20 protein-coding genes are annotated in these 24,953 nt (G+C 53.8%); 2 read left to right on the top strand and 18 right to left on the bottom strand.

The window, feature by feature from the left end:
- Window positions 1–2: 2 nt before the first annotated feature.
- The gene (exbB, locus tag ABKW30_RS09840) at window positions 3–1,073 is read right to left on the bottom strand and encodes a tonB-system energizer ExbB (RefSeq protein WP_348598712.1); all 1,071 of its coding nucleotides are present in this window, start codon (window positions 1,071–1,073) and stop codon (window positions 3–5) included.
- Between the two features lie 393 nt (window positions 1,074–1,466).
- On the opposite strand from exbB, the gene ABKW30_RS09835 reads away from it, so the two are divergent.
- Window positions 1,467–2,681, top strand: a complete 1,215-nt coding sequence (locus ABKW30_RS09835; protein WP_348598710.1) for an adenylate/guanylate cyclase domain-containing protein — start codon at window positions 1,467–1,469, stop codon at window positions 2,679–2,681.
- A 101-nt stretch (window positions 2,682–2,782) separates the two neighbouring features.
- Here ABKW30_RS09835 and ABKW30_RS09830 read toward each other — a convergent pair whose 3' ends face one another.
- The 5 genes from ABKW30_RS09830 to ABKW30_RS09810 all read right to left on the bottom strand — a co-directional run bounded on the left by ABKW30_RS09830 (window position 2,783) and on the right by ABKW30_RS09810 (window position 11,550).
- Window positions 2,783–7,030, bottom strand: coding sequence for a type III effector HrpK domain-containing protein (locus tag ABKW30_RS09830; protein WP_348598709.1), 4,248 nt, complete (start codon window positions 7,028–7,030; stop codon window positions 2,783–2,785).
- 131 nt (window positions 7,031–7,161) lie between these two features.
- Complete coding sequence (locus ABKW30_RS09825; RefSeq protein WP_348598708.1) at window positions 7,162–8,022, bottom strand: transglycosylase SLT domain-containing protein; 861 nt, start codon at window positions 8,020–8,022, stop codon at window positions 7,162–7,164.
- A gap of 411 nt (window positions 8,023–8,433) precedes the next feature.
- Window positions 8,434–9,423, bottom strand: coding sequence for a TerC family protein (locus tag ABKW30_RS09820; RefSeq protein WP_348598707.1), 990 nt, complete (start codon window positions 9,421–9,423; stop codon window positions 8,434–8,436).
- Window positions 9,424–9,622: 199 nt separating this feature from the next.
- A complete protein-coding gene (locus ABKW30_RS09815; protein ID WP_348598706.1) occupies window positions 9,623–10,816 on the bottom strand; it encodes an RHE_PE00001 family protein in 1,194 nt (397 codons plus the stop codon).
- Window positions 10,817–10,893: 77 nt separating this feature from the next.
- Window positions 10,894–11,550, bottom strand: coding sequence for a L,D-transpeptidase (locus ABKW30_RS09810; protein ID WP_348599004.1), 657 nt, complete (start codon window positions 11,548–11,550; stop codon window positions 10,894–10,896).
- Window positions 11,551–11,908: 358 nt separating this feature from the next.
- Between ABKW30_RS09810 and ABKW30_RS09805 the strand changes: the two genes are divergently transcribed.
- Window positions 11,909–12,082 carry a hypothetical protein gene (locus ABKW30_RS09805; protein WP_348598705.1) on the top strand — a complete coding sequence of 58 codons (174 nt, stop codon included), beginning with the start codon at window positions 11,909–11,911 and terminating at the stop codon, window positions 12,080–12,082.
- Between the two features lie 250 nt (window positions 12,083–12,332).
- Here the strand turns inward: ABKW30_RS09805 and ABKW30_RS09800 are convergent, their stop codons facing one another.
- The 12 genes from ABKW30_RS09800 to hutI all read right to left on the bottom strand — a co-directional run bounded on the left by ABKW30_RS09800 (window position 12,333) and on the right by hutI (window position 24,904).
- On the bottom strand, window positions 12,333–13,109 hold the full coding sequence (locus tag ABKW30_RS09800; RefSeq protein ID WP_348598704.1) for a phosphodiesterase: 777 nt from the start codon (window positions 13,107–13,109) through the stop codon (window positions 12,333–12,335).
- 8 nt (window positions 13,110–13,117) lie between these two features.
- On the bottom strand, window positions 13,118–14,164 hold the full coding sequence (locus ABKW30_RS09795; RefSeq protein WP_348598703.1) for a LacI family DNA-binding transcriptional regulator: 1,047 nt from the start codon (window positions 14,162–14,164) through the stop codon (window positions 13,118–13,120).
- 2 nt (window positions 14,165–14,166) lie between these two features.
- Window positions 14,167–14,979, bottom strand: coding sequence for an ABC transporter permease subunit (locus tag ABKW30_RS09790; protein WP_348598702.1), 813 nt, complete (start codon window positions 14,977–14,979; stop codon window positions 14,167–14,169).
- Window positions 14,976–15,797 carry a sugar ABC transporter permease gene (locus ABKW30_RS09785; RefSeq protein ID WP_348598701.1) on the bottom strand — a complete coding sequence of 274 codons (822 nt, stop codon included), beginning with the start codon at window positions 15,795–15,797 and terminating at the stop codon, window positions 14,976–14,978. Before ABKW30_RS09785 ends, ABKW30_RS09790 begins: the two co-directional genes overlap by 4 nt.
- Before the next feature lie 67 nt (window positions 15,798–15,864).
- Window positions 15,865–17,001 (bottom strand): extracellular solute-binding protein, encoded by a 1,137-nt coding sequence (locus ABKW30_RS09780; protein ID WP_348598700.1) that lies wholly within the window; start codon window positions 16,999–17,001, stop codon window positions 15,865–15,867.
- Between the two features lie 75 nt (window positions 17,002–17,076).
- A complete protein-coding gene (locus ABKW30_RS09775) occupies window positions 17,077–18,180 on the bottom strand; it encodes an ABC transporter ATP-binding protein (protein ID WP_348598699.1) in 1,104 nt (367 codons plus the stop codon).
- Window positions 18,181–18,288: 108 nt separating this feature from the next.
- Window positions 18,289–18,975 carry a UTRA domain-containing protein gene (locus ABKW30_RS09770; RefSeq protein ID WP_348599003.1) on the bottom strand — a complete coding sequence of 229 codons (687 nt, stop codon included), beginning with the start codon at window positions 18,973–18,975 and terminating at the stop codon, window positions 18,289–18,291.
- Window positions 18,976–19,051: 76 nt separating this feature from the next.
- Entirely contained in the window at window positions 19,052–19,630 is a 579-nt protein-coding gene (locus ABKW30_RS09765; protein WP_348598697.1) for a HutD family protein, read from the bottom strand.
- Window positions 19,630–21,300 carry a urocanate hydratase gene (hutU, locus tag ABKW30_RS09760; RefSeq protein ID WP_348598696.1) on the bottom strand — a complete coding sequence of 557 codons (1,671 nt, stop codon included), beginning with the start codon at window positions 21,298–21,300 and terminating at the stop codon, window positions 19,630–19,632. The genes ABKW30_RS09765 and hutU overlap by 1 nt, the downstream gene beginning before the upstream one ends.
- Window positions 21,281–22,102 (bottom strand): N-formylglutamate deformylase, encoded by an 822-nt coding sequence (gene hutG, locus ABKW30_RS09755; RefSeq protein ID WP_348598695.1) that lies wholly within the window; start codon window positions 22,100–22,102, stop codon window positions 21,281–21,283. The genes hutU and hutG overlap by 20 nt, the downstream gene beginning before the upstream one ends.
- Window positions 22,103–22,112: 10 nt before the next feature.
- Entirely contained in the window at window positions 22,113–23,654 is a 1,542-nt protein-coding gene (gene hutH, locus ABKW30_RS09750) for a histidine ammonia-lyase (RefSeq protein WP_348598693.1), read from the bottom strand.
- Entirely contained in the window at window positions 23,651–24,904 is a 1,254-nt protein-coding gene (gene hutI / locus ABKW30_RS09745) for an imidazolonepropionase (RefSeq protein WP_348598692.1), read from the bottom strand. Before hutI ends, hutH begins: the two co-directional genes overlap by 4 nt.
- Window positions 24,905–24,953 lie beyond the last annotated feature (49 nt).

Here is a 24,953-nt window from a genome sequence, read left to right as displayed (position 1 = left end):
TCCTACTCGGCTGCTGCAGGACGGACCTGCCGGGCTGCAGATGGCACGCGGGCAAAATCAACATCGCGGCTGACGAGGCGTTCGACGCCTGCCGAAGCATCTGCAAGCAATTGACGATAGCCGGTGATCGAACGGGCGAAAACGTTATAGATAACCACTGCAGGAATAGCCGCAACCAGGCCGATGGCGGTTGCCAGAAGCGCCTCTGCAATACCCGGCGCGACAATAGCGAGGTTGGTTGTCTGCGATTGTGAAATACCGATGAAGGAATTCATGATACCCCAGACCGTTCCGAAAAGACCAACGAAGGGTGCGGTTGAACCGATGGTCGCAAGCACCCCCGTGCCACGGCTCATACGGCGTCCGGCCTGCGCTTCGATGCGTGAGAGGCGCGAAGCAATGCGTTCCTTCAGGCCGTCTGCACTCGTGTGAGCCTGCGTTTCCTGCGAAAGCCGCACTTCTTCGCGGGCAGCGTTGACGAGCAAAGCACCCGGCCCTCCCCGGCCCTCAAGTGCCCGCTCGGCATCCTGCAGGGTCCGTGCATTGCCGATTGCATTGAGTGCGCGGTAGGCGCGCATTCTTGCACCGGCGAGTTCAAGAGTCTTGGCCAGCCAGACTGTCCATGTGACCAGGGAGGCAAAAGCAAGACCGATCATGACGCCCTTGACCACCCAGTCGGCGGCCATGAACATACCCCATGGCGAAAGGTTGTGCGGCAATGTTGCCTTGGCATAACCCGCCTCCGGTGCAGCAGTTCCCGCTTCCGGCGACCCTGTTCCCGCAGCAGCGGGATTTACTGGTACTTGTGCGCCTGGTTCCGTTGCTGGCGGGGTCACCTGCATAGACGGTGAAGATTCAACAGCGGGTGGGTTTTCAGACTGGGTTGCAGCTGGTTGCTGTGCCGACGGCTCGACGGCCGGGGTGACTTGCTGCGGGGTTGCCCGAGGAGTTTCCTGGGCAGTGGAAATCGATGGGACGAGGCCACCAGCGATCATTGCCAAACCAAGAGCCCCTGCTCTCAGGCCGTACATGATTGAACCTGATGGTTTCCGCACCGTCGCCATTGCTCGCATCTTTTCGATATCCTTGTTTTGTCTCTGCGCGGCTCTTCCGGACTGCTGGACCGGTTTTTCGCGCAAAGAGCGCAGTCGCACGGGCGGCTTAATATTTATGAGTTTAATAATCAAGTATTTTTTAATGCAAATCAACCTGTGCGGCAAAGGACGGCTCCTTAAACGGGAAACGAACATTCTCAAGGTCGAATCAGGCAAGCCTCGTAAAATTTTGAGCAAACTCACTGGATCACCGCGATCCAAAATATGGAATTGCATTATTGAAACTTCGCTGAATAGAGTCAAATGTGACCTTGGAGAATCTTTAAGCAGCCAGTTAGCTTGCTGCCGATTGGAACATCTCACGTGGCATGATGTAATTCGCGATACAGATGCTGCGAAAGCAGGGCAGAAATGGCAAATAACGACACCAATAATCCCGCTCATCTTCAGAATGTTCCGCATGAAGCCAACTATTTGACTATATCCTTCCTGCAGATTAGCCAGAGTCTGGTCGACGCATCGCTCGGCGGAATGACTGATAAAGAAATTACGGCCATTCTGGGCACCAGCTTATCAAAAGCTGGTGTAAATGTTTCAACTATTGAGATTGCCTGTGACGTCGTTGATCCCGAGGCGGACCTGCATCGGATACGATGGCACAAAGGTGCACTTGATGTCGGGACTAGCGAACGTCCCGTAGATGTTTTCTCAAACATGCTGGAAGAAGATGTAGTCACACTTCGCATCGATACCAAAAACTCTCGATTTGCGTCGGTTCTGCAAGGAAGGGAAACGGACGCAATTGCCTTCGCAAACCACCTCGAACCGGACATCACCATTGGCTTCTTTGACGACGTGATGAGCTTGTTTATCACAGAAGAGCCCGCAGGATTTAAACCATCGGATATTCACCTGCTTCAGCTTGTGACGCCCGTTTTTGCACTGGCATTAGGCGCACGATTAAATGCTTCAGCAGCGCGCACCCTGCTTCAGACCTATCTTGGCAGCAATGCTGCTACAGCCATGCTGGATGGACGCGTGAGTCTTGGCGAAGTCGATGAAATTCACGTGATCGTTCTTTTTTGTGATTTGGTAGATTTTACCCATATGACGGAGGGGCTGGATGCCCAATCGCTTATCAATAATCTCAATCTATTCTTCGAGACCGTGACAAGGCCCCTATCCCACGCGGGCGGGCAAGTATCTGGTTATGTTGGTGATGGCGTCGTCATGTTTTTTCCGATTACCGATCCTGCTGACGAAAAGGCCCTATGTGCCTCCGCAATAAATGCCGCTCTGGAAGGGTTAAAAGCGTTGGATGGGCTGAATGAGAGCTCGTCACGAAACAACCTGCCAAAACTACGGGCCAGGATCGGGATCGACATTGGCGATGTAGTTCACGGCAACATTGGTTCCGCTGGCAGGTTCTCGTTTACGATTATCGGTTCGTCGGTCAATCGGGCCGCTCGTCTGCAGGTGCTTGCCAAAGATCTTGGTGCCGAATTGCTGATGACTTCCGACCTTGCTGATAAAGCCGGGATAAAATGCAATGCATTTGGCAGTCATGCATTGAGAGGTTTTGATAATCCCGTAGATGTTGTCGGGTTCGTCAGCTCTGGCGGATAGTCTGGCTGGTATCCGGTTGAGAAGAGAATGTCTTCCCAACCGGCCGGTCGGCGCCCTTGTAAAGGCTCTATGAGAGTACCAAAGTTATCGCGGAACCCCAGCTAAGCCTTCTTCTCATCTGGTTTTCCATCAATCTTATATTTCTCCAGATAATCGCCCAGGAGGTCACCGTAATCATTCTGCAGAGATGAAGCCTTGCTTTCGTTGATGGCTGCGAAAATGAATATGGATGCCAGGCTCAATACGCCACCGGCGACACCCAATCCGGCACCCAGACCGCTGATCAAACGCGGAACAACGAGACCGGCTATGCCCATTCCGCCTTCTACCGCACCGGCGGCCGAGCCAAGAATACCAAGAGAGCCCGCCGCAATGTTCAAGCCTCCCGCCGCCTTGTCGCCACTTCTGATCGCCTTCACACCGTCAAAGATGCTGTAGGCTCCAAGGGCAAGTCCAGCCAGGCTGCCAACCAACCCGGCTCCTGCCTCAAACTTGGTTGCATTCTTTTGCAGGAACTCGTTGAAGTTCTTCGGGTCGTCGATGAGCTTGGGATCAATCCCCGCGGTTTTCATGTACTCGCGATAATTCTTTACGCCGCCCTCAGCAAGAATTCCGGCGGTCTGAATCGAGCCGATTGCGATATCAACCTTTTGGCGGTCATTGAGATTGCCATTTGAGCCAGCACCTTTACCTATGGTGATCCCGGCCAGCAACAATCCGCTCACCCCATGCATGATACCTTTATCAAAGGTGTTCTTGGCAGAACTGCCGGGGCCAACCAGATCGTAGAGACTGCCGCCACCCGTAGCATTACGCAAGATATCCCATTGACCGCGGAAAGCGCCAAGAATTTGGTCTGCTTTAGGCTTTGAACCATCAGCATTGACGAGAAGTTCAGGATTGGTCTTCTCGATTTCCTCAAGCATCTTCTTGAGTTTATCATCGTCGAGCTTTTCGCCACCATTGGCGCCGAACGCCTTTTGGAGATCCTCGAATGTTGCATCCTTGAATGCACCCTCCTCAGCAATGGAGGTAAAATTCTCATTGAGTTTTTTGTCGAACTTGCCTGTAAATTCAGGGTCCAAGGCAGAATTGTAGAGAGCGGCCTCCACGCTGAAGGTGCTCATTGCTTCTTCGACAGGGTGGTCCTTCAGCAACTCCTTGAAACGGTCGCCCGAAACCATCGACTTCTCATAGAACTCCTGCAATTCGCCATTGTGCTTGGAGTTCTTTACGGCACCTTGCAAGGCCTTGGTATCGTCAAGCCCCAAAGCCCCCTGATACATCTTGCCGGTTTGGAAGAAGCTGGCAAGGTTCTCCGTCGGACTGATGGCTTTATCGTCATCCGTCTTCGTCTTCCATTCCTTGTCCAGCAAGGCGCCGGTCTTGATGTCCTTGTCGTAGTTCTCCGTCAGCGCCTTCTTCAAATCCTTGTCGCTATTGAGGAAATCCGAAAGGGCGCTCTTGCCGGTCTCATCCAGGAACTTCGTAACATCAGGCTCTTTCTCGAGTGTGGCGATGCGCTGCTGGATTTCGGCTTGGACGGCCTTGGGATCATCGCCAACACCGGCACGGTCTCCGAGCTTCTTGATAATGTGATCTTCTTTCCACATACCCGCCTGCTCGCCCATGCCTACCAGATCATAGGCTCTTTGCAGATCACGTACGACGGCGGCTTTTTCCTTGGCACCGTATTTTTCAGGATTCTTGAAAATCTCGTCGTCAAATTTCTCTACCTGTACACCCGACACGGCATTGCCGTCGGCAGCACGCACTGCAAACTCAATTGCGCCTTTCGCATCCTTCGGTGAATCATTCTTCATCCAGTCCGATATGTCGTCTTTCGAAACTTTCCCGTCAGATCCATTTCGCAGTTTGTCGTGGCTGGTTTCCAGAATGTCGAAGCTGCCGGGCTGGGTCCAGAAATCAAGCGACTTCTTCAGGTCATCGCTCATGAATTTGGGGTTGTCCGCCTTGAACTTCTCCAGATCTTTAAGGGTTAGAGAATCTCCCTCAGCCCCTGTCGCCTTTTTGATAGAGTCGAAGTTCTCATGAAGGATTGCACCGTTCTTGGCAATTATCTTGGATGCACCATCGGCATCCTTGTTGTCCTTCAGATAATCATCATAGGTGCCACCCACACCGGCGAGACTTGAAAAGCCATATTTGCCAAAATCCTGCAAGCGTCCGGCTTCCGTCCCATGCTCGGCTTCACCGCTCTTCTTAAAACCGTCGATTGTGCCATTGCCGACTTTGTCGCCGGTTTGCAGCTTCCCGTCGGCATCATATTTTTCGATGCGGTCAAGCACCTGCACAGCACGATAAGCTGCATCCCGGTCATTTTCGAAGTCACCAATACGATCTCGTAATCTGTCTTTCACCCCGCTCTGATTGCCAAGGTTCTTGAGCAGATTGCTGTCATCGATAATTGTTTTGGTATCACGCTTGTCGTGTTCCGGCAGTTCCCACTTGATGCCCAGCGCCTCTGCTTCCTTGCGCGCGGCATCATCAGTGCCGGGCCTGGAGTGATCCGGAAACTTGCCCTTCAGATTCTCAAAACCATACTTGCCGAAGTCCTTTAGACGCCCGGCCTCCGTCCCGTGTCTGACCTGATCCGAATCGGTTATCCCATCGATCTTGTTGTTGCCAACATCCTTGCCGGTATTGTTCTTTCCGTCACCGTCAAATTGCTCGATATGCTTGAGAACCTGTGCGGCCCTGTAGGCCGCATCAGCATCATTTTCATAATCACCGACCCGCTTTTTCAAATCCTCCTTCATATCCTTGATATCAGGACGCCCCTTCCCGCCATTCTCGCGGTCAACGAGGTCCTTCAGCATGGGACTGTCATCTATGATGGATTTGGCAGAGCGTTCATCATCCTTCGGACGCTTCCATTCGATGCCCAAAGCCTCGGCCTGCTCGCGTGCCTTCTTTTCATCGGTAATCTCACTTGATCCGGGCTTTCCGTCGGCCGGTGGCTCCTTATCCGGTCCTGTTGTCGGGCTATCGTTCTTCTTTGCAGGCACCTCGTCCAGATTGCCTTTCAGATTCTTGAAGCCATATTTGCCGAAGTCCTGCAAGCGGCCAGCTTCCGTTCCATGCTTGGCTTCATTGCTGCTGGTGTAGCCGTCGATTTTTTCATTACCGACCTTCTTGTCGTCCTGGATATTACCGTCACCGTCGAATTTTTCGATGTGCTTGAGAACTTGCGTCGCACGGAAAGCCGCATCAGCATCCCGTTCATAATCGCCGACACGCTCTTTCAGCATGTCTTTTGCGTCGCCATGGTTCTCCAAATTCTTGAGCAGATGATTGTCGTCAAGAATCTCTTTGGCAGAGCGTTCGTCACCCTTCGGGCGCTCCCACTTGATCCCGTGGGCTTCGGCTTCCTTGCGCGCTTCCTTGTTATCCTTGGGATTAAGCTTTTCTGGTAGCTCACCCTTCAGGTTTTCAAAACCGTACTTGCCAAAGTCCTGAAGCCGTCCGGATTCCGTCCCGTGTCTGGCCTCACCGCTTTTGGTGAAATCATCGATCTTACCATTGCCGACTTTCTTGCCGTCCAGTTCCTTGCCGTCACCGTCAAACTTCTCAATGTGCTCGAGTACCTGTACGGCACGATAGGCGGCGTCGCGATCATGTTCGAAGTCACCGACGCGATCCCTCAGCTTATCCTTTACACCGCTCTGGTTGCCAAGATTCTTGAGTAGAGGATTGTCATTGATAATGTCTTCAGCTGACCGGTTATCACCTTCGGGCGCAACCCAGTTGATACCGAGGCGCGCTGCTTCCTCACGCGCCTTCGGATCCCCCCACATGGTGTTGGACTTCACCAGATCACCCTTCAGGTGTTCGAAACCATACTTGCCGAGATCTTTCAGACGGCCAGCTTCTGTTCCGTTCTTTACCTGATCGGAATCAGTGATCCCGTCGATCTTTCCGTTCCCGACGTCTTTGCCTGAAATGAGCTTTCCGTCGCCGTCGAACTTCTCGATATGTTCAAGCACCTGATCAGCCCTGAAAGCTGCATCGGAGTCATTCTCGTAATCGCCCACCAGCTTCTTCAGACCATCCTTCATGTCACCGACATCCGGGCGACCCTTGCCGCCGTTTTCGTGATCAATCAGGTCCTTCAGCATGGGAGAGTTTTCGATGATATATTTGGCAGACCGATTGTCGCCCTCGGGGCGATCCCACTCAATACCCAAAGCCTCGGCCTGCTTGCGAGTATTGTCATCGGGAGATTTGGTTTGGATAGCGGTCGTAGCTTTGAGCCACTTGGAAATATCCAGGGAGGAATTTGCATCGCCATTATTGGTCTTTTGCAGTTTTACTGACGGCACGTCCATTAAAAGATCCTCCATATTTATCTTGACAAGGCTACGCGCCAAAAGCCGTTTGACACGAATGTTCATCTCTTTGGATGCACAGACACTTCCAGGTTGAACGCATAGGCGTCACGCCTGTCGTTACAGTGCAGTCAGGCAAAAGACCCATTTCCACCTGGATAGCCTGAAAGGGGCAATTCCCCGCCCTTGCTAACGATATTCCAGAAGTAGTTCACCTTCTCGACATAGTTTTTGGTCCCCAAACCCGTTGTCGACGCAGATGGATCTGATCGGTCTACAGAACCGGGACCTGAATTATATGCACGCAGCGCGAGATCCCAGCTGCCAAACTCTTTGAACTGTTCTTTCAGGTAAAGCGCCCCAGCCATTACATTGGTTTGCGGCTCCGTCTGGTTATTTCCCGGCAGGAGATCAGGATAGGTGCTTTTGAGAGTTGCGAATGTGCCAGGATTAACCTGCATCAAACCGCTGTCAGTCTGCCCGTTTTCGCCGTTGACAGTTCCAGCGGAAGCCTCGCCCTTGGACTCATCCCATATGACAGCAGCAAGAAGGTCTGCCGGAACACCGGTAGCCTTCGAGGCTTTCAAAATGTCTTCACTATAAGGCTTGAGATTCTCGTGAAGGCCCGGTCCCAGAGCGTCTGTCCCCGAGTTTCCTGCGCCTGCTACGTCAACCGGTTTTTTTTCACTTCCGGGCCTGTTCTTTTCCGGCAGAACTTCGGGCTTCTGTTTGTCAGGTTCAATGAATTGCCCATTTGCATTGTCGGGAGATTTAACATTCTCCGCGGCAGGAGGCCCGGCATCGCCGGGCTTGAGGCCCATGGCATCCATCGTTAATTTTGCTTGCTTGAGTTCCGCTTCGAAGTGGGCCCGCAATGCATCATCGGTCGCTGAATTCTTCCGCTGGAGTCTATCGGCATAAAACTCCTGCCATCCGGTTACTGCGCTCGAATCCGTGGCTGAACCAGCGCTTTGAGGCCCTTTGAGAGTCATGACACATTCCTTTCAAATTATGCTTCGAACCGAATTACATAATAGAACAGCGCATCCGCAGCCTTGCGGCTTCCAATGCTCTTGTTCAGACGGATTTCTTGTTGCCGGCCTCCACGCCTGTGTGTACCTCGCCTCCAAACCTTCACTGCCACATCGCGAATATAGCCCCGTCAGAATGGCGCCCTCTACTGGCGGTTGAGAAGCCTAGATTAACTTTTTGCCAATAGACAACTGGCAAAGAATAATAACTTTCGCAGGCAAAGCAGATTTTTCCTTTTGAAAAGATGCGGTTTCAAGACAGCCGGACTGCCGAAACCGATCTACGACACTGCGTTACTGATCATAAATTACAAACTTGAAGAAGAGGACGCGTTTGCGCCCTTCCCTGAATTGCCGATCACTTATGACGATCTATCCGTCGGCGATATCTGTTTCACGGCGCGTTTTATAGAGTGAATAAATCACGCCACTTGCCAGAATCCCCAGCGTGATCACGAGAGATAAAAGCGTATTGATATGAACCCCTAGCGGGACAAGGAATATCTTTATACCGATCAGCACCAGAATGATTGCCAGTGAAACCTGCAGATAGCGAAACCGGTTCATTGCTGCCGCCAGCGCAAAGTACAGTGCGCGCAAACCAAGAACGGCGAATATGTTCGATGTATATACGATAAAAGTATCCTGGGTGACGGCAAAAACGGCAGGAACGGAATCGACTGCAAATATCAGGTCGACGGTTTCAACCATGATGAGCGCTACTGCGAGGGGTGTCAGCCAGGTAACAGGCTTACCCGTTTTCGGGTGAGGCTTGGTAACTGTAAAGTTGCGGCCATGCAGCTCGTTTGTAATGTTGAACCGCCTGCGAAGGAACTGAAAGACGACGTTCTGCTCGATATCCGGCGTGTCATTGTTATGGCCGAACATCTTGACGCCGGTAAAGACGAGGAAGGCGCCGAAGAAAAACAATATCCAGTTGAACTGGTACACCAGGGCCGCACCCAGGCCGATAAGGATGGCGCGAAAAGCAATAACCCCCAGGATACCCCAGAAAAGCACTCGATGCTGGTAGAGGCGCGGGATGCCAAGAAAGCCGAATATCGTTGCAATGACGAACATGTTGTCCATGGCAAGACTTTGTTCGATCAGGTAGCCGGTATAAAACTCAAGGCCAGCCTGCGAACCTCGCTGCCACCACACCCAGCCACCGAAGGCGAGTGCAACGAGGACATAGAAGCCATAAAGCAGAAGACTTTCCCTGGCATCTATTTCATGCTCGTTGCGATGTAAGATGCCAAGATCGAAAACCAACAGGGCGACAACGACGCTGATGAACGCCGCCCAGAAGTATATAGGTGTACCAAGAAAATCGCCCGAAAGGGCTGCAATAAGCGAATCCATCGCCGGACCATCTCCATTTGAACAAGTGGAGCAGCTCCGACATCGCCATAGCGGAAACCATGACCAGAGGGGCCCGGCGCTGCACTTCTTCAAATGTGTCTGGATCGCCCGAATTCAAGGCCATGCAGCAAATTTCTTACTGACCTGAATTGCCACCCGAAAAAGCATCCGGCCTCAATTTATTTTTGCCGGATAAAAATCAGATAATTCCCCAGGCACGATAACGCCCCCTCCCCGTCATTTCGCGCAGGCCCAATTCCCCGATAAGATTGAGGGCACCTCGCTGCGATACCTTCAATTCCCTGGCGACCAGACCCGCTGAAATCATTGGCCGGGAGAGCGCAAGATCAATCATGCCCGGCAGACTAGATGTTGACCGTCGGTCCTTCAGCTTGCGTTCCATCTGTATTCTTGCGAGCCCCAACCGCTCTATTTCCTTGAGATTCGCGATGCTGGCCGTCTCAACCGCTCTCAAAAATGCAGTGAGCCGCGTTCCTCTGTCTTTCGCCCGGCGATGGTCGCGCGGAATATTACGCAGGCCGGAATTGAAGGCCGCAAGGTGGGATCTGGTTTTACCGCGCTCGCGCAGCATGGCCGATACGAGCAGCGACCCGAGCCAGTGTTGATGCTGCAGCGGCTCGATGTCTTCCCATGCATCCCATAAAAGTGCTGCTGCCAAAAGCGGCGGCAGATCGCGCGTCATGTCGTGTACGACAAGCCAGCGCCCGATCCGCTCATCCTCATTCCAGACCGGGTCATAAACCAATGGATCACCATCCGAAGTCACATCCTCGGAGACTGACTTCGTTTCCAACCTCCCCTCGCCTCGCGAATGGGATACATTTGACGGAGTCAGCAGTGTCTGGCTTGTCCGGTCCAGCAATGCATCGAAGCGTGCCAGCTCGTCCTCGAATGCGTTCTCCGCATCTGTCTTGAGCTCATTTTCATATTCGGAAGCGGAAACTGGCTCGGCGACGATTTCCTGCGGGATGGTTTCATTGATCCACCGTCCCCTCAAGCTAGCGATACCCCTGGCACTCAACGCCCATGCTGGCGGGCTTGCCGCGATCTGCCTTCGGACGCGCAGGATATTGTGGGCGCGGGTCAGTTCGTGGGTTGGCGTGCGTATGTCCATTCGAGCGTCGTGAAGAACCAGATCCTCGACATGCACAAGTTCTCCTGCGAGCCACAAAGCGTTACACGCATCCATGAAGTGAGATCGCGCAATCCAGCCTTCATTCTCACGCATCAGACCGCCACCGGAGCGACGGAGGGATGCGTTCAGATCGCTTTTGCGCGAAATCCTTTCATCCAGCCTTGCCAACGCATCCTCGGCGGCCACAACCGGACGAAACAGATCATTGATGGATAACCCACTAGAATCATAAACCATTGTTATTATAGTAAATGATTGGGTACACAGAAGATAGTGGAGCTTTAGCTTCTGCTCGGGGCGACACCTGGTCTGCTTTAAACAACCACGACAGTCGCCTTACCGGGCACACGGTTATACAAATCTATTATATCCTGATTGATTAGCCGGACGCAACCAGAAGACATAGATTGGCCTATCGACCACCATTCCGGTGAGCCGTGAATACGATACCCGGTATCGATCCCCTCCTTGAAGATATACAGCGCCCGTGCGCCCAGAGGGTTTTGCGGGCCCGGTTCCTGTCCATTCTGGTATTTGACCAGTTCCGGTTTGCGCTGGATCATCTCACGCGGCGGCGTCCAGCGCGGCCATTCTTTTTTATACTGAATGTTAGCGCGCCCGTTCCACAGGAAACCAGCCTTGCCGATACCTACGCCATAGCGAATCGCATCGCCGCCTGGCTGGACAAGATAGAGGAAACGTTCCTGCAAGCGGACAACGATCGTTCCCGGCTGTTCCCCCGTCGGATCGACAACCACCTGCCTGCGAAATTGCGCGGGCACTTTCTGGTACGGCACGGCCGGAAGATAATATGGCCCCTCTTGCACAGCCGCATACATGACATCCGGCACGGTGACAGTTTTGTCGATGCTTATCTGCGGGCGAATTCCATTGGTGGATATCGGATCGACATTCAATTCCGGCAAACCGAGTGATGTTTGGGTGCACCCTGATGCGCCAAGCGCCGCCATTGAGCCGAAACCCAGTAACAAATGTCGCCGTGAAATAGCCGGGGTGGACAAATCGGAGGATGCTGCCTTGGGATGCTGGGACAAAATCGTACTCGCTTACAATGGTGGGAATTTCTTAAATTGTAAGGAAATGTGGTTTATAAAGGGTGAACGCAAGGCCTGCCTGTTGACAGCTGTCAACGCGCTTCGAAATGCAACTCGGTTGTCAGCTGTCAACAGCACGGTCAAATCCAATAAGCCGAAGATCCAGTTCCATTCTCCAAAACTTTCGATAACTACAGCACAATTGCTGACTTTGTTTTTCCGCAGACAGCCTTCGATTGCATGGAGCCACATCATCAATTTCAACGAGTCTGCCATGGCTTTAGACGAGCCACCTTGCAAAGAAAGCGGTGATCCGGGCGAAAACCACAGCGTTGCGATTGGCATTCCCGGCGACAGTTGCAGCCCGCTCTATACCGCCGAGACGTTCGTATGCGATAATCTATACGCCCCGGTCATGGCTCGGATATTGCAGCTGCAGCAGGCTTAGGCACTCGGGCGCTTCAGCGGCCTTTCAGAAAACGACATGCCCCGCGCCGACGCAAGTTCCGTTAAACATCAGGATTGCCGGTGAGCGTGAGGTGATCCTTCGCGGCGCGCGCTCCGTCAGGCGGGCCGCTGCCCAACCGCAATTTTCCAACCCGGCGGGTTGTCAAATCTATATTTCAAAATGCAGGCCCCATTCCATCAGAAGAAATCCGGCAGCGCCGGGCGGGTAAGGCTGGCTCTGTTGAAACAGGTCAATAGTAAGCAGCAGAGGCATCCATAAAGTCATGGGAATGAACTATGACCGTATCCCGATCAATAAAAATCACACCATAGACGGGCGGCTCATGGGTAACCGGAACCCGGTCAGGATCAAACCCCAGTGCTGACTGATGGTTCGTTCCGCGCAGCACACTAATCGGAATGCCACGCCAACTTCCTGCAACAGGCCGATGTGCATGACCTGCAAAAATATGCCGGATATTTCCGTGTTCCTGCGCAAGTGCGAAAAGCTTGTCGGCATCAATAAGACCGATTGGATCCAGGTGAGGCATGTGGATCGGAAAAGGCGGGTGATGGGTAAAGATGTAGACGGGCTGATCTCGCACGGCGTCCAGTTTCCGTTTCAGCCAGGCCAATCTGCCGTCATCGAGCCGACCTTCTGTCCGTCCCGTCTCCAGCGTGTCCAGCAGGATAACCCTGCCCTCAGCTGTATCGATGACGCGTTGGATAAACCCCTCGTCTGGAGCGATGGAGGTAAAAGTCCTCACAAAAGCGTCACGGTTGTCGTGGTTTCCCAACATCAAATGATAGGGTGCGACCAGCCTGTTCAATTCTGCCGCAAGTGTCTCGTAGGTATCTATACTGCCCGTGTCGCTTAGATCGCCGGTGAAAATAATCATATCCGCATCGGCATGATGCTCGTTAACATCATCAATACATCTTTGAAGCCTGCTGAGTGGGTCCAGGCCACAAAGCAGTTCTCCCTGCGCGACAAGATGCAGGTCGGTAACTTGAATGATTTTCATCATATTGGGCCCTAGGAGGAACGATGATCAGGCAAACGCGCACTTCCGCGCAAAACAAGGCTCGTAGCAAGCCGTTCATGCGCCGGCGGGCGATCGGGATCAGCTTCACGCTTTTCCAAAAGCGAGACCGCATGCTGAGCCATGATCGCGGCATCCTGCCGGAATGTGGTGAGGTTATACGCGTCCCATGCAGCCTCCGGGATATCATCAAAGCCGATAACCGAAAGATCATCTGGTATAGAAAGGGTGGTATGGCGGCGCACGTAGTCGATCAATCCGAATGCGACGAGGTCATTCGTGCAGAATACTGCTTCGGGCAGGATGTCTCCCCCAAACAACTGTCGCGCCGCGTCCTGTCCGCCATTATAATCGGAATTGCTCCCGTTGCCGACGATAACGGTGGCACCATTCTTTTCAGCCTCGTCGCGGAAGCCGAACTCCCGTTCAATGGTTGTGGGCGTGCGGACAAGCGTTGCCGCAAATGCCAGTTTTCTAAGGCCATTGTCGAGGAAGAACCGTGCTGCGGCACGGCCAGCGCCTTCATTGTCGATGTTAACGTCGTCCGCACCTGTTTCAGACCGTCCAAGAACGATCAGTGGCTGACCGTTGCGACTGGCGAGTTCAACAAAAGAGGAGGGGGGCGAACCAGACAGTATGATCGTTGCTTCGGCACGGTAACCAAAAAGCGTTTTCTGCGCCGCTGTAAGTTCTTCTTCGGTACGCCCTGTATTGATGACGATAGGAACACTTCCGCGGTGGATGAGAGCTTTGGTCAGTGCAGCGACAAGGTGGGAACGGTAACCGAGTTCGGGGTTGGTCACGACAAGGCCGACAAGACGGCTTTTGCGCGCCAATAGGCCCCGAGCCAGATCATTGACCTGATATCCGAGGGCTTCTGCAGCTTCCAGGATCTTTTCACGTTTCTTGGCTGAAACACTGGCTCCGGGTGTGAATGCCCGCGAGACGGCAGATCGTGAAACACCTGCGCGCTTGGCCACCTGCAAAGCACTCACGTACTGATTGCTTTCCTTGGCAGATATTTTCTTCTTCGATGTCATTCTCAATGTCCAACTTTTGAAAGCACGTCGGCGCGCAAGAATCGCTCCACCACCAGCATGAAACCTATCGATGGTATGAGCAACAGCAAGGCCGTTATGGAAGCAATCTGATAATTTCCCCCTGAGCTTGCAGTATAGAGCAAAAGTGGCAGGGTATTGACATCCGGCGCTCCGACAAAATAGCTGCCGGTAAATTCGTCCAGAGATTCAAGAAATACAAATATTGCGCTCGCCAGAAGTCCCGGCGCGGCGAGGGGAAGTGTGATGTCCCGGAAGGCCCGCAGTGGCCCGGCGCCGATAGAACGCGCTGCTTCCTCAAGATCGATCTGAACCGCCGAGAATGCGGCCGTCGCTATCCAGACCGCGTATACCAGCCCATGCGTCACATGCACCATGACCACGCCTGCGACAGTGCCATTAAGTCCGATCTGATAAAAGAACCGGGCAATGTTTACATAGACAGGGAGGTTGGGGAACGCCTGTGGAATGAGAAAAGCCAGCAGGATAAGTCCCCTGAAGGGCAATTTTAATCGCGACAAGGCATAGCCAGCGGGAACAGCCAGCGCCAGAGACACAATGACCGTCAACGAAGCGACGAGAATGCTCGTCGCCAGAGAGCCCATGGCATTGCCACGCGGTGAAAATACCCGCTCCCAGAAACTGAAGCCATATTCTAGCGGCAGCATGTGCGGGAAGTACCATTTTTCGGCAACGGTCCAGAGCAGCAGGTTGGACAATGGACCAAAGATGATGAAGGCCAGCAAGCCGAGGATAAAGGCGCGCGGTAGCCACCAGAAATCAAAGCGCAACATCATGAGCGCTCCTTCATCGTCTGCCTTAGATATATCAGAGCTACACCAGTCGTCAGGACAAGCGATATCATACCGAGTGCGTTGGCCACGCCGTAGTCACCATGGGCGTTGATACGGAAAGCTATATCCGCCGTCAGCATGGTGGGCGACTGCGCATTGATCATGAGCGGCACCGACAGCACCGACATCATCGTCACGAATGAAAGAATAAGCCCCACCAGCAGCGTACCGGCGACCTGAGGCAGAACAATCTCGATAAGAATTCGCAAGCGTGACGCGCCAAGATTACGAGCCGCTTCGATGGTGCTGCGATCGAGTGAGGCCATGGCTCCAGCCACAAGTAACGTAACGAAAGGGGTCTGTTTCCAGACAAATGCAATGACGATCCCGCGCCAATCAAGAAAACCCGCCGTTTGTAACGGGGTCAGGAGGCCAAGACTGACGAGGATATTGTTCATCAAGCCGTTCTTGGCGAGAAATGTACGCAAAATCTGGCCAACGACAATGAACGGAATGAACATGGGCCAGCGGTAAAGCCAACGTAAAATAGCGACAGCTCGCGGGTTTTCTCCCAGCGTCAAATATCCGCCGATAGCCACAGAAAACAGACCTATCAGTGCTGTTGAGACGGTCACGATCACGACTGTAAAAATCATATCGCTTGAGTAAAGTTCAAACGATTTGCGAAAATTACCCAGCCCCAAGGCATTGCCAACCTCGAACGCACCAATAACGGATGCGATCAGCGGAACAATAAAAAACAGCACGATCATTATAAGTGCTGGAAGGACGAGCAGTATGGCGAGCAGGTTTTTCCGCATTAAATCAACCTTCCTGTAGAAGGGGAGGGGCCATCGTCGACAATGGCCCCCGGCTTGTTGCTTACAATCAGTTCGCTACGTTCTTCTCATAGGCCTCAAGAATCGCCGAGTTGTAGGGAGCGATCGGGAAAGGCTTCGCCTTGGTTGCCAGATCATCCGGTGAAATGTCTACAAAGAGCTTTTCCCAGCTGGCCTTGTCGAGTTCTGGCTGCACGAACTTCGCGTCAATGCCCGGATACCAGTTGAAGCGCTTCACAATGCCCTCAGCCTGAACCTTCGGGCTGGTTGCAAGTGCAACAAACTTTTCTGCCAGCTCCGTGTTGGGACTCTTGGCAGGAATGACATAGTGCATTGGCTGGCCGGGCATGCCAGGCGCAGGCAGGAACAGCTTCATTTCTGGTGGCAACTTGCCGTCAGCCTGCCAGGAATAGAACATATCCACCCAAACCGGGCCCATGGCGATCTCGCCACGGCTGAGCATGTCCAGCGTACCGGCATTGCCGGGTGTCAACGTGGCGTTGGTAGTGAAGTCTTTCAGACCGGCAAATGCCTTGTCCCACTTCCTGGTTTCGGCCTCTTCAAACGGGCCATTCATCAGTTTCTTCGCGTCGCCATCACCGAAGGCGTAAATCCAGCCCATGACAAAGCTGACACCCGAAGCGCCACCCTTGATGCCGTTATAACCGAACTGCCCGGGATTTTCCTTTGCCCAGGTGACAAGCTCCTCATAGCTTTTCGGCGGTGTAGGAATGAGGGCAGGATTATAGGCAATGGCGGTCTGGCTTGAGAACATTGGCATGACATAGCCATCAACATTCGAGCCAAGCGCCATTTTGGCCTTCTCGCTCGTCACCATCTCTCCGGATGCAATCTTGGAACGATAGGATTCCAGATAGCCGTCCGTGACCATTGGTCCGGCAAACTTTTCGTGGACAACTGCAACGTCCGCATCCCACTTTTCGACATTGGCCTTTGATTGCGCGTCAAAGCGCTCAACGATCTTCTGAGAGCCCGCATCCCCGGGACCCGTGCCTACAACCCTGACGGTCGTGCCGGGGTTTTCCTTTTCAAAGAGCGGCCCGAGATAATCATTGATGTAGTCGACCATATTCTGGTCGCCAGCCGTCAAAACGGTCAAATCCGCTGCGGAGGCTGAACCAGTGGCCAGCCCCAGAATGAGAGAAGCCTGTAGAAGCGTTTTCATGTGTAACTCCCTGAGCAAGTTGGTTATTCGTTGATATAAGAGACAGCAGAAGCTAAGCGTTATTTCACTTCCGTTTTATGATGGTTTTGCCGCATTTACCGGGGTATTGAAAATAAAGAGAGAATCCGCCGGTATGCGTATCTTCACCGTTTCGCCCTGGTTGAGCGGAGCATCGGCATCAACGAGTATTTCCCGATCTCCAAGCCGCACTGCATGGCGCCAATGGCCGCCGGGGTAGCTCACACTTGCTATCTGCCCCCGTAGTTCGAGATGGTCCGCCCTTTGCGACGGGGCATCGTGATTGCGAACAAGCTGCGCGGCCTCGGCACGAAAACGCAGCTCCACAGGACCTGTCATCAATGGACGTCCGGATCGCGACGTAACCGAAGTCTGATTATATTCACCCTCGGCAAGTTCAATCTGGTCCCCTTGCACCCGTGCGTGCATGGTCAGGATATTTTCGGCCCCCATGAACGCGGCAACGAAAGGTGAAGCCGGCTTATTGTAGACTTCCTCTGGCGGCCCCTGCTGTTCGATCCGTCCCGCATTCATGATGACAATGCGATCAGCCATGACCATCGCTTCTTCGCGGTCGTGTGTAACATGGACAGCCGTGATGCCAAGCCGCTTTTGAAGCGAGCGAATTTCATGACGGACCGTGAGCCGGATACGCGCATCGAGATTTGACAGCGGTTCATCGAGAAGGAGGATTTCGGGGTCAATCGCAAGCGCTCTTCCAAGCGCAACGCGTTGACGCTGTCCGCCGGAAAGTTGACCCGGCTTGCGATTACCCAAACCCGAAAGGCCAAGCAGACCCTGCATTTCGGCAACCCGGGTATTAATGGTATCGCGGGAATGTTTTTGCAGCTTCAAACCATAACCGATATTCTGCGCGACCGTCATATGAGGCCATAGAGCATAGGATTGGAAAACGAGCGCCATACCGCGCTTGTCAGGTGGAAGTTCCGTTACGTTCCGTCCCGCAACTTCGATTCTGCCTGAAAACGGTTTTGCAAAACCGGCGATTGTACGCAGCAGCGTTGTCTTGCCACAACCGGACGAGCCAAGCAGGGCAACAAACTCGCCTTTGGCAATATCCAGTTCGAGATTATCCAGAACAGTAGTCGAACCATAACCGACACTCATCCCGGCCACTCTAAGGAAAGCTTGATCGTCCATTTCCATCCCCTATTGCACAGCTGCGCAATTTTTTCTTTGTACTGTCTGTTTATAACAGCGGGATGACAAGTGAAATTTTTATGCCGTCCCAAAATGCACCGGAAATGACTAACTGCCCTTGGGGCTGAAATGAGCGATCAGGCGATAGGTATCACCGGGGTAGTACATGCGGACCGCAGTAATCGGTTTTGTCCCTCGCCATGTCGAGCGTTCAACCTGCAAGCAGGCAGCTCCCTCCTTTACGCCCAGATGGGCAGACAACGCAGAATCAGCATTCAAGGCACTGATGCGGTTTTCAGCCTCGGACCATGGCACATGCTCGCGAAGCCAGGTGCCGGGCGGGTCCTTTTCAAATGTCAGACCGGCGGCATCCGGTACACTCACCAGATCAATCAGCCGGTCTTCGAATGCGTGCACGCGCTTGCCCGCAAGATGGCGGCAGAGCACAGCCAGCACCGGGCGAGGGGTCTGAATATCAAGGCGTTTCATATCCGCAACTGTGCTGGTGCGTTGTCGCCTTGAAAGGATTTCAATGGAATAGACCTGTCCGACAGCCTCTACTTCAGCCCTTACATCCGAAATCTCGATGACAGCAGACTGCACAAGAGGCTGGGAAACAAAGCTGCCCGCGCGACGTCGACGCTCTATCAGTCCCGAAGCAACCAGCGCAACCAGCGCCTTGTTAACAGTCATACGCGCGCAGCCGTAAGTCTCCATCAACTCACGTTCGATCGGAATGCGGTATCCCGGAGCCCATTCCCCTGAAAGTATGCGTCGCTCGATATCGCTGCGGATCCGTGCCGAAAGCTGACCTTTGGACTGGTCAGGCTCATCGGAAGGAGGAGGGAGGACTTTGTTCAAAACAGCCTCATCAATTGACCGGCGGGTTTTGCGAGAGGCGGATAATCAGGATATGCGCTGCCCCCCCGACGGCAATGGGGGCCATATCATCGGCTTCATCGACAAACAACGCATCGTATTTCGTGAGCACTGTTTGCGAAAGTTCAAGTGTTCCGTCGCTGCAAAACACAATACTGATACCGGGCCCGGCTCTCACAAAACAGGGCTCGCCAACAGTCATCCGCTCCACTGTTGCATGCCATAGGTCACGCCGGGTCATGACATTGAGATCGACAATCATGCCCGATAAGAGTGTTGCGGACGCTGCAGCATCACCCCGAAATGCAAAAGGTGCAGATGCGGTTGTCAGGCAAGGAGGCGCCATGCCTGCCACCTCGAGATTCATGCCAGCCCCCTCCAGAACGGTGAGGATGCGGTCAATGTTCTCGAACGTTGAGAATGGGCCGTCGGCTGCCACGGTAGCCATGCTGACGCGCCAGTGAAAATCACCCACTTCTGCGCCTGCGGGGCCGACGGCTATTTCAGTCGTCACGCCGCCACCATTCTTCCAGGGCATCTGTTTGTGATCAGCAGCGCGCAGTATACGCATCAGCCCAAAATACCCGGCAGGTTGAGACCTTTTTCCTTGGCGCAATCAATGGCGATCTCATAGCCCGCATCGGCATGACGCATCACACCTGTTGCAGGATCGTTCCACAGAACCCGCCTGATACGCTCCGCAGCGTCATCGGTGCCATCACAGCAGATGACCATGCCTGAATGCTGCGAGAAGCCCATGCCCACGCCGCCGCCATGATGCAACGATACCCACGTTGCACCAGATGCCGTGTTAAGAAGCGCATTCAAAAGCGGCCAGTCAGATACGGCATCCGAGCCATCCTTCATCGCTTCCGTTTCACGATTGGGAGAGGCGACCGAACCTGAGTCGAGATGATCGCGCCCGATTACGACAGGTGCTTTCAGTTCACCCGTGCGCACCATTTCATTGAAGGCGAGACCAAGACGGTCACGGTCCCCCAGACCAACCCAGCAAATGCGTGCTGGCAGACCCTGGAAGGCGATGCGATCACGCGCCATGTCGAGCCAATTGTGCAGATGTGTATTGCCCGGTGTCAGTTCCTTGACCTTGGCGTCTGTCTTGTAAATATCTTCCGGATCGCCAGAAAGCGCCGCCCAGCGGAACGGTCCTACGCCACGGCAAAACAGAGGGCGGATATAGGCAGGCACGAAGCCGGGGAATGAAAAGGCATTTTCCAGCCCTTCATCCTTGGCGACCTGGCGAATATTATTACCGTAGTCGAGCGTGGGAATACCTTGATCCCAGAATGCAATCATAGCTTCAACATGTTCACGCATTGAAGCACGCGCCGCTTTTCCGACTGCTTTCGGGTCACTCTCGCGCTTGGCTCGCCATTCAGCCAGTGTCCAGCCTTTTGGCAGATAACCGTTGACCGGGTCATGCGCCGACGTCTGGTCCGTGACAATATCGGGGCGAACACCACGACGTACCAGCTCAGGCAGGATTTCGGCAGCATTTCCAAGAAGGCCGACCGACCTGGCTTCTCCGGCCTTTGTCCAGCGATCGATCATCTCTAGCGCTTCATCAAGCGTTTCGGCCTTCGCATCGACATAGCGTGTACGCAGGCGGAAATCGATTGAATCGGGATTGCATTCGACAGCAAGACAGCAGGCGCCTGCCATAACAGCGGCAAGCGGCTGCGCACCGCCCATGCCACCAAGACCGCCGGTCAATATCCATTTTCCTTTGAGGCTGCCGTTATAATGCTGGCGACCAGCTTCGACGAAGGTCTCGTACGTTCCCTGGACAATACCTTGCGTACCAATATAGATCCACGAACCGGCGGTCATCTGGCCGTACATGGCCAGACCTTTCTTGTCCAGTTCATTGAAATGATCCCATGTCGCCCAATGCGGCACGAGATTGGAATTTGCGATCAGCACGCGCGGGGCGTTTGAGTGTGTCTTGAACACACCGACGGGTTTGCCGGACTGAACCAGCAGTGTCTCGTCCTCGTTCAGCGTTTTCAATGTCGCTACGATCTTGTCAAAGTCGTCCCATGTGCGGGCGGCGCGACCAATGCCGCCATAGACGACCAGCTCATTCGGGTTCTCGGCAACATCCGGATCCAGATTGTTCATCAACATGCGCAAAGGCGCTTCGGTCATCCACGATTTTGCATTGAGTACATTGCCGCGAGGGCTGCGGATTTCGCGGATATTATGTCTTGGGTTGTTCATATCTGCTCCCCAGTTTGATTGCTGTCTGTTCCAGAATTTCGAGAATATCTTTCAGGTGTCTGCGCAGCTTTTCGGCCTTCGTCTCATCATATTTGAAGGGGAGGGCCTCGGTCGCCAGATGCGACGATTGCGTCAGCTCCATCTGTATTGCGTGAACGCCCTTTTCAGGCTGTCCATAATGCCGGGTAGTCCACCCGCCTTTGAAGCGCCCATTGATCACTGCGTCATAACCGGGTGCTGCAAAAGCAATACGACCCACCGCCGAAGCGATCTCCGGCGAGCAGCTTTTGCCCTCGCTGGTTCCGATGTTGAAATCCGGCAGCTTGCCTTGAAACAGGAAGGGGATATGCGAGCGTATAGAGTGGCAGTCATAAAGAATGCAAAGTCCATGTTCTGCCTGCACCCGCTTGATCTGCTCAGCCAATGCATCGTGATAAGGACGATGAAACGTCTCCAGCCTCCGCCTGACATCAGCAGCGGTCGGCTTTTCCTTGTCGCGCCAGATCGGCCTGCCGTCAAAGTCTGTTTCAGGAACCAGCGTCGTCGTGTTCTGGCCGGGATAAAGGCTCTTGCCATCCGGGTCGCGATTGGCATCAATCACATAGCGATGAAACGTGGCCCGAACCGTTGTTACGGTCGGTAACAGACCATCATATAGCTGGTCGATGTGCCAATCCGTATCCGCCAGCATCTGGCCATTCTCGTTAAGACGGGCAAAGATGTCAGACGGAACGTCGGTTCCGGTGTGCGGAAAACCGAGGATGATCGGGGAAGTCCCCTGTTTCACTTCAACAACGCTCATTGGCCGATCCTCACAGACTTGTATCGAGCAGCGGCAGTATATCTGATGAGATCGAAGCATTCAGCGCACCTGAAGCGACTACATCTGCAACGGCCTTCAGGTCAGGAGCCATATAGCGATCCTCTTCCAATGTGGGTACCGCTGCTCGAATAACGCCATGGGCACGGCTGAGTTCCGGACTGGTCTGCAAGGGAGCCCGCAGATCAATTCCCTGGGCTGCAGTCAGCGCCTCGATGCCGATGATCGAGAACAGATTATCGGTCATCTGCAGCAGGCGACGGGCACCATGGCAGGCCATTGAAACATGATCTTCCTGATTGGCGGAAGTCGGCGTCGAATCGACGGATGCCGGATGCGACATTTGCTTGTTTTCGGACATCAACGCAGCGGAGGTGACTTCGGCAATCATCAGGCCCGAATTCAATCCCGGCTTACGGGCAAGGAACGCTGGCAAGCCGTAGCTCAGTGCGGGATCTACCAGCAGGGCTATACGGCGCTGGGCTATTGATCCGATTTCGCAAATGGCGATTGCAATCTGGTCAGCTGCAAATGCGACGGGCTCCGCGTGGAAATTGCCGCCCGAGACGACCGAACCGTCGCTCAAAACCAACGGATTATCCGTAACCGCGTTGGCTTCGATTTCCAGTGTGCGTGCTGCCATTCTCAAAAGATCAAGACAAGCGCCGTCAACCTGCGGTTGGCAGCGGATACAATAGGGGTCCTGTACCCGCTCATCACCTTCAATGTGACTTTCCCTGATCGGGGAATTCTCAAGCAGACGCCGCAATGCAGCGCCCGTATCGATCTGGCCCCGATGGCCCCGAAGTGAATGTATGTCCGCATGGAAGGGAGCAGACGAGCCCATTGCAGCATCCGTCGACAGGGCACCTGTAATCAATGCCGACTGGCCAGCGCGATGCACACGGAAGAGTCCGGCCAAAGCCAAAGCGGTGGAAACCTGCGTGCCATTGATAAGCGCAAGGCCTTCCTTGGCTGCAAGTACAACCGGCTTGAGACCAGCCCGGGCAAGACCATCACCAGCAGGCATCTGCTTGCCATCGAATATGACATCACCTTCGCCAATCATGGCCGCAGCCATATGTGCCAGGGGAGCCAAATCACCGGAAGCACCGACGGACCCTTTTTCCGGAATGACCGGGATAACGCCCTTTTCCAGCATTGCTTCAATAAGAGTGATCAATTCGAAGCGTACGCCCGAAGCGCCGCGGCCAAGCGATATGAGCTTCAAAGCCATGATCAGGCGAACAATATTTTCCGGTAATGCATTGCCCACGCCACAGCAGTGCGAGAGGATCAGGTTGCGCTGCAGCGTTCCGACATCCGCTGCGTCGATTTTAATGGAGGCGAGTTTACCGAAGCCCGTATTGATACCGTAGACCGGGGCGTTTCCGGCGGCGATTTCAGCAATACGTCGCGCAGCAGCTTCAATTCCCGCATGATACGAGGAATCCAGCCTCACAGGCGTACCTTGCCAGTAGATGATTTCCAGAGTGCTGAGCGAAACTTTGCCCGGATGCAGTATAACGGTCATTGAGTAATCCTTTGTCCCCGGAATATGCGTGCACAGAGGGGGTTGAAGCCGATGCGGTAGACAAGATCGGCAGGACTCGTCGCATTCCAGACAGCAAAGTCAGCCGATTTTCCTGCTTCGATCGTGCCCGTCTCGTTCAATATGCCAAGCGCACGCGCCGCCTCGCGCGTTGTGCCGCAAAGCACTTCATCAACCGTCAGGCGAAAAAGTGTGCACGCCATATTCATCGTCAGAAGCAGCGAGGTAAGCGGCGATGTGCCGGGATTGCAGTCAGTCGCGACAGCAATGTGAACGCCTGCATCACGCAGGACATGCACGGGCGGAGCCTGCTCTTCGCGCAATGTATAAAAGGCACCCGGCAAAAGAACTGCGACAGTCCCGGCTGCCGCCATGGCTTTTGCACCATCTTTGTCAAGATATTCGAGATGGTCGGCAGACAATGCATCATAGGACGCAGCAAGCTTGGCACCGCCAAGATTGGAAAGTTGCTCCGCATGCAGTTTGACGGGAATACCGAGGGCTTTTGCCTTGTCGAAAACGCGGCTTATCTGTGCGGGTGAAAACGCAATGCCTTCACAGAACCCGTCAACAGCATCGACCAGACCTTCGCCATGGGCAGCGTCGAGCCCGGGCAAAACGACTTCTGCGATGTAGTCATCGGCGCGGCCTCGATATTCGACGGGCACTGCATGGGCCGCAAGATAGCTGGTATGAATGCGCACCGGACGCATTGTCGCCAACCGACGCGCAACGCGAAGCATTTTCAATTCGGCTTCAATATTAAGGCCATAGCCAGACTTGATCTCGATGGTCGAGAGCCCTTCGCTTAGCAGCGTATCCAGCCGCGGCAGGCTCTGAGCAAGAAGCTCATCTTCGCTCAGCGCATTGGTCGCCTTTACGGATGAGACTATGCCGCCGCCTGCACGCGCAACTTCCTCGTAAGTTGCACCTTCAAGACGCATCTCGAACTCGCGGGCCCGGTTGCCGCCATAGACCAGATGAGTGTGGCAATCGATCAGCGCCGGCGTTACCAGCTTGCCTTCAAGATCAAATGATTCAGCTGTGCTTGTCTGTGCGGGAAGTTCATTTTCGATCCCCGCAAAAACGACGCGCCCATCTTTTACGAGGATCGCAGCGCCCTCGATAATGTCAGTCGCATTATTCCTGCATGTCACCAAACGCAAATTGCGCCAGAGTTGATACCCGACGCTCGAAAAAGCACTGTCATCTGAAATTATATTTCCACCCATGAACTTTACGCCTTTTCTTCTCCTGCTAATATGTATAGACATAATTGAG

This window comes from Phyllobacterium sp. SB3 (assembly GCF_040009165.1).
Taxonomy (GTDB): Bacteria; Pseudomonadota; Alphaproteobacteria; order Rhizobiales; family Rhizobiaceae; genus Phyllobacterium.
Note: the sequence above shows the minus strand (reverse complement) of the source record. Positions and strands in the feature narration are given on the sequence as shown.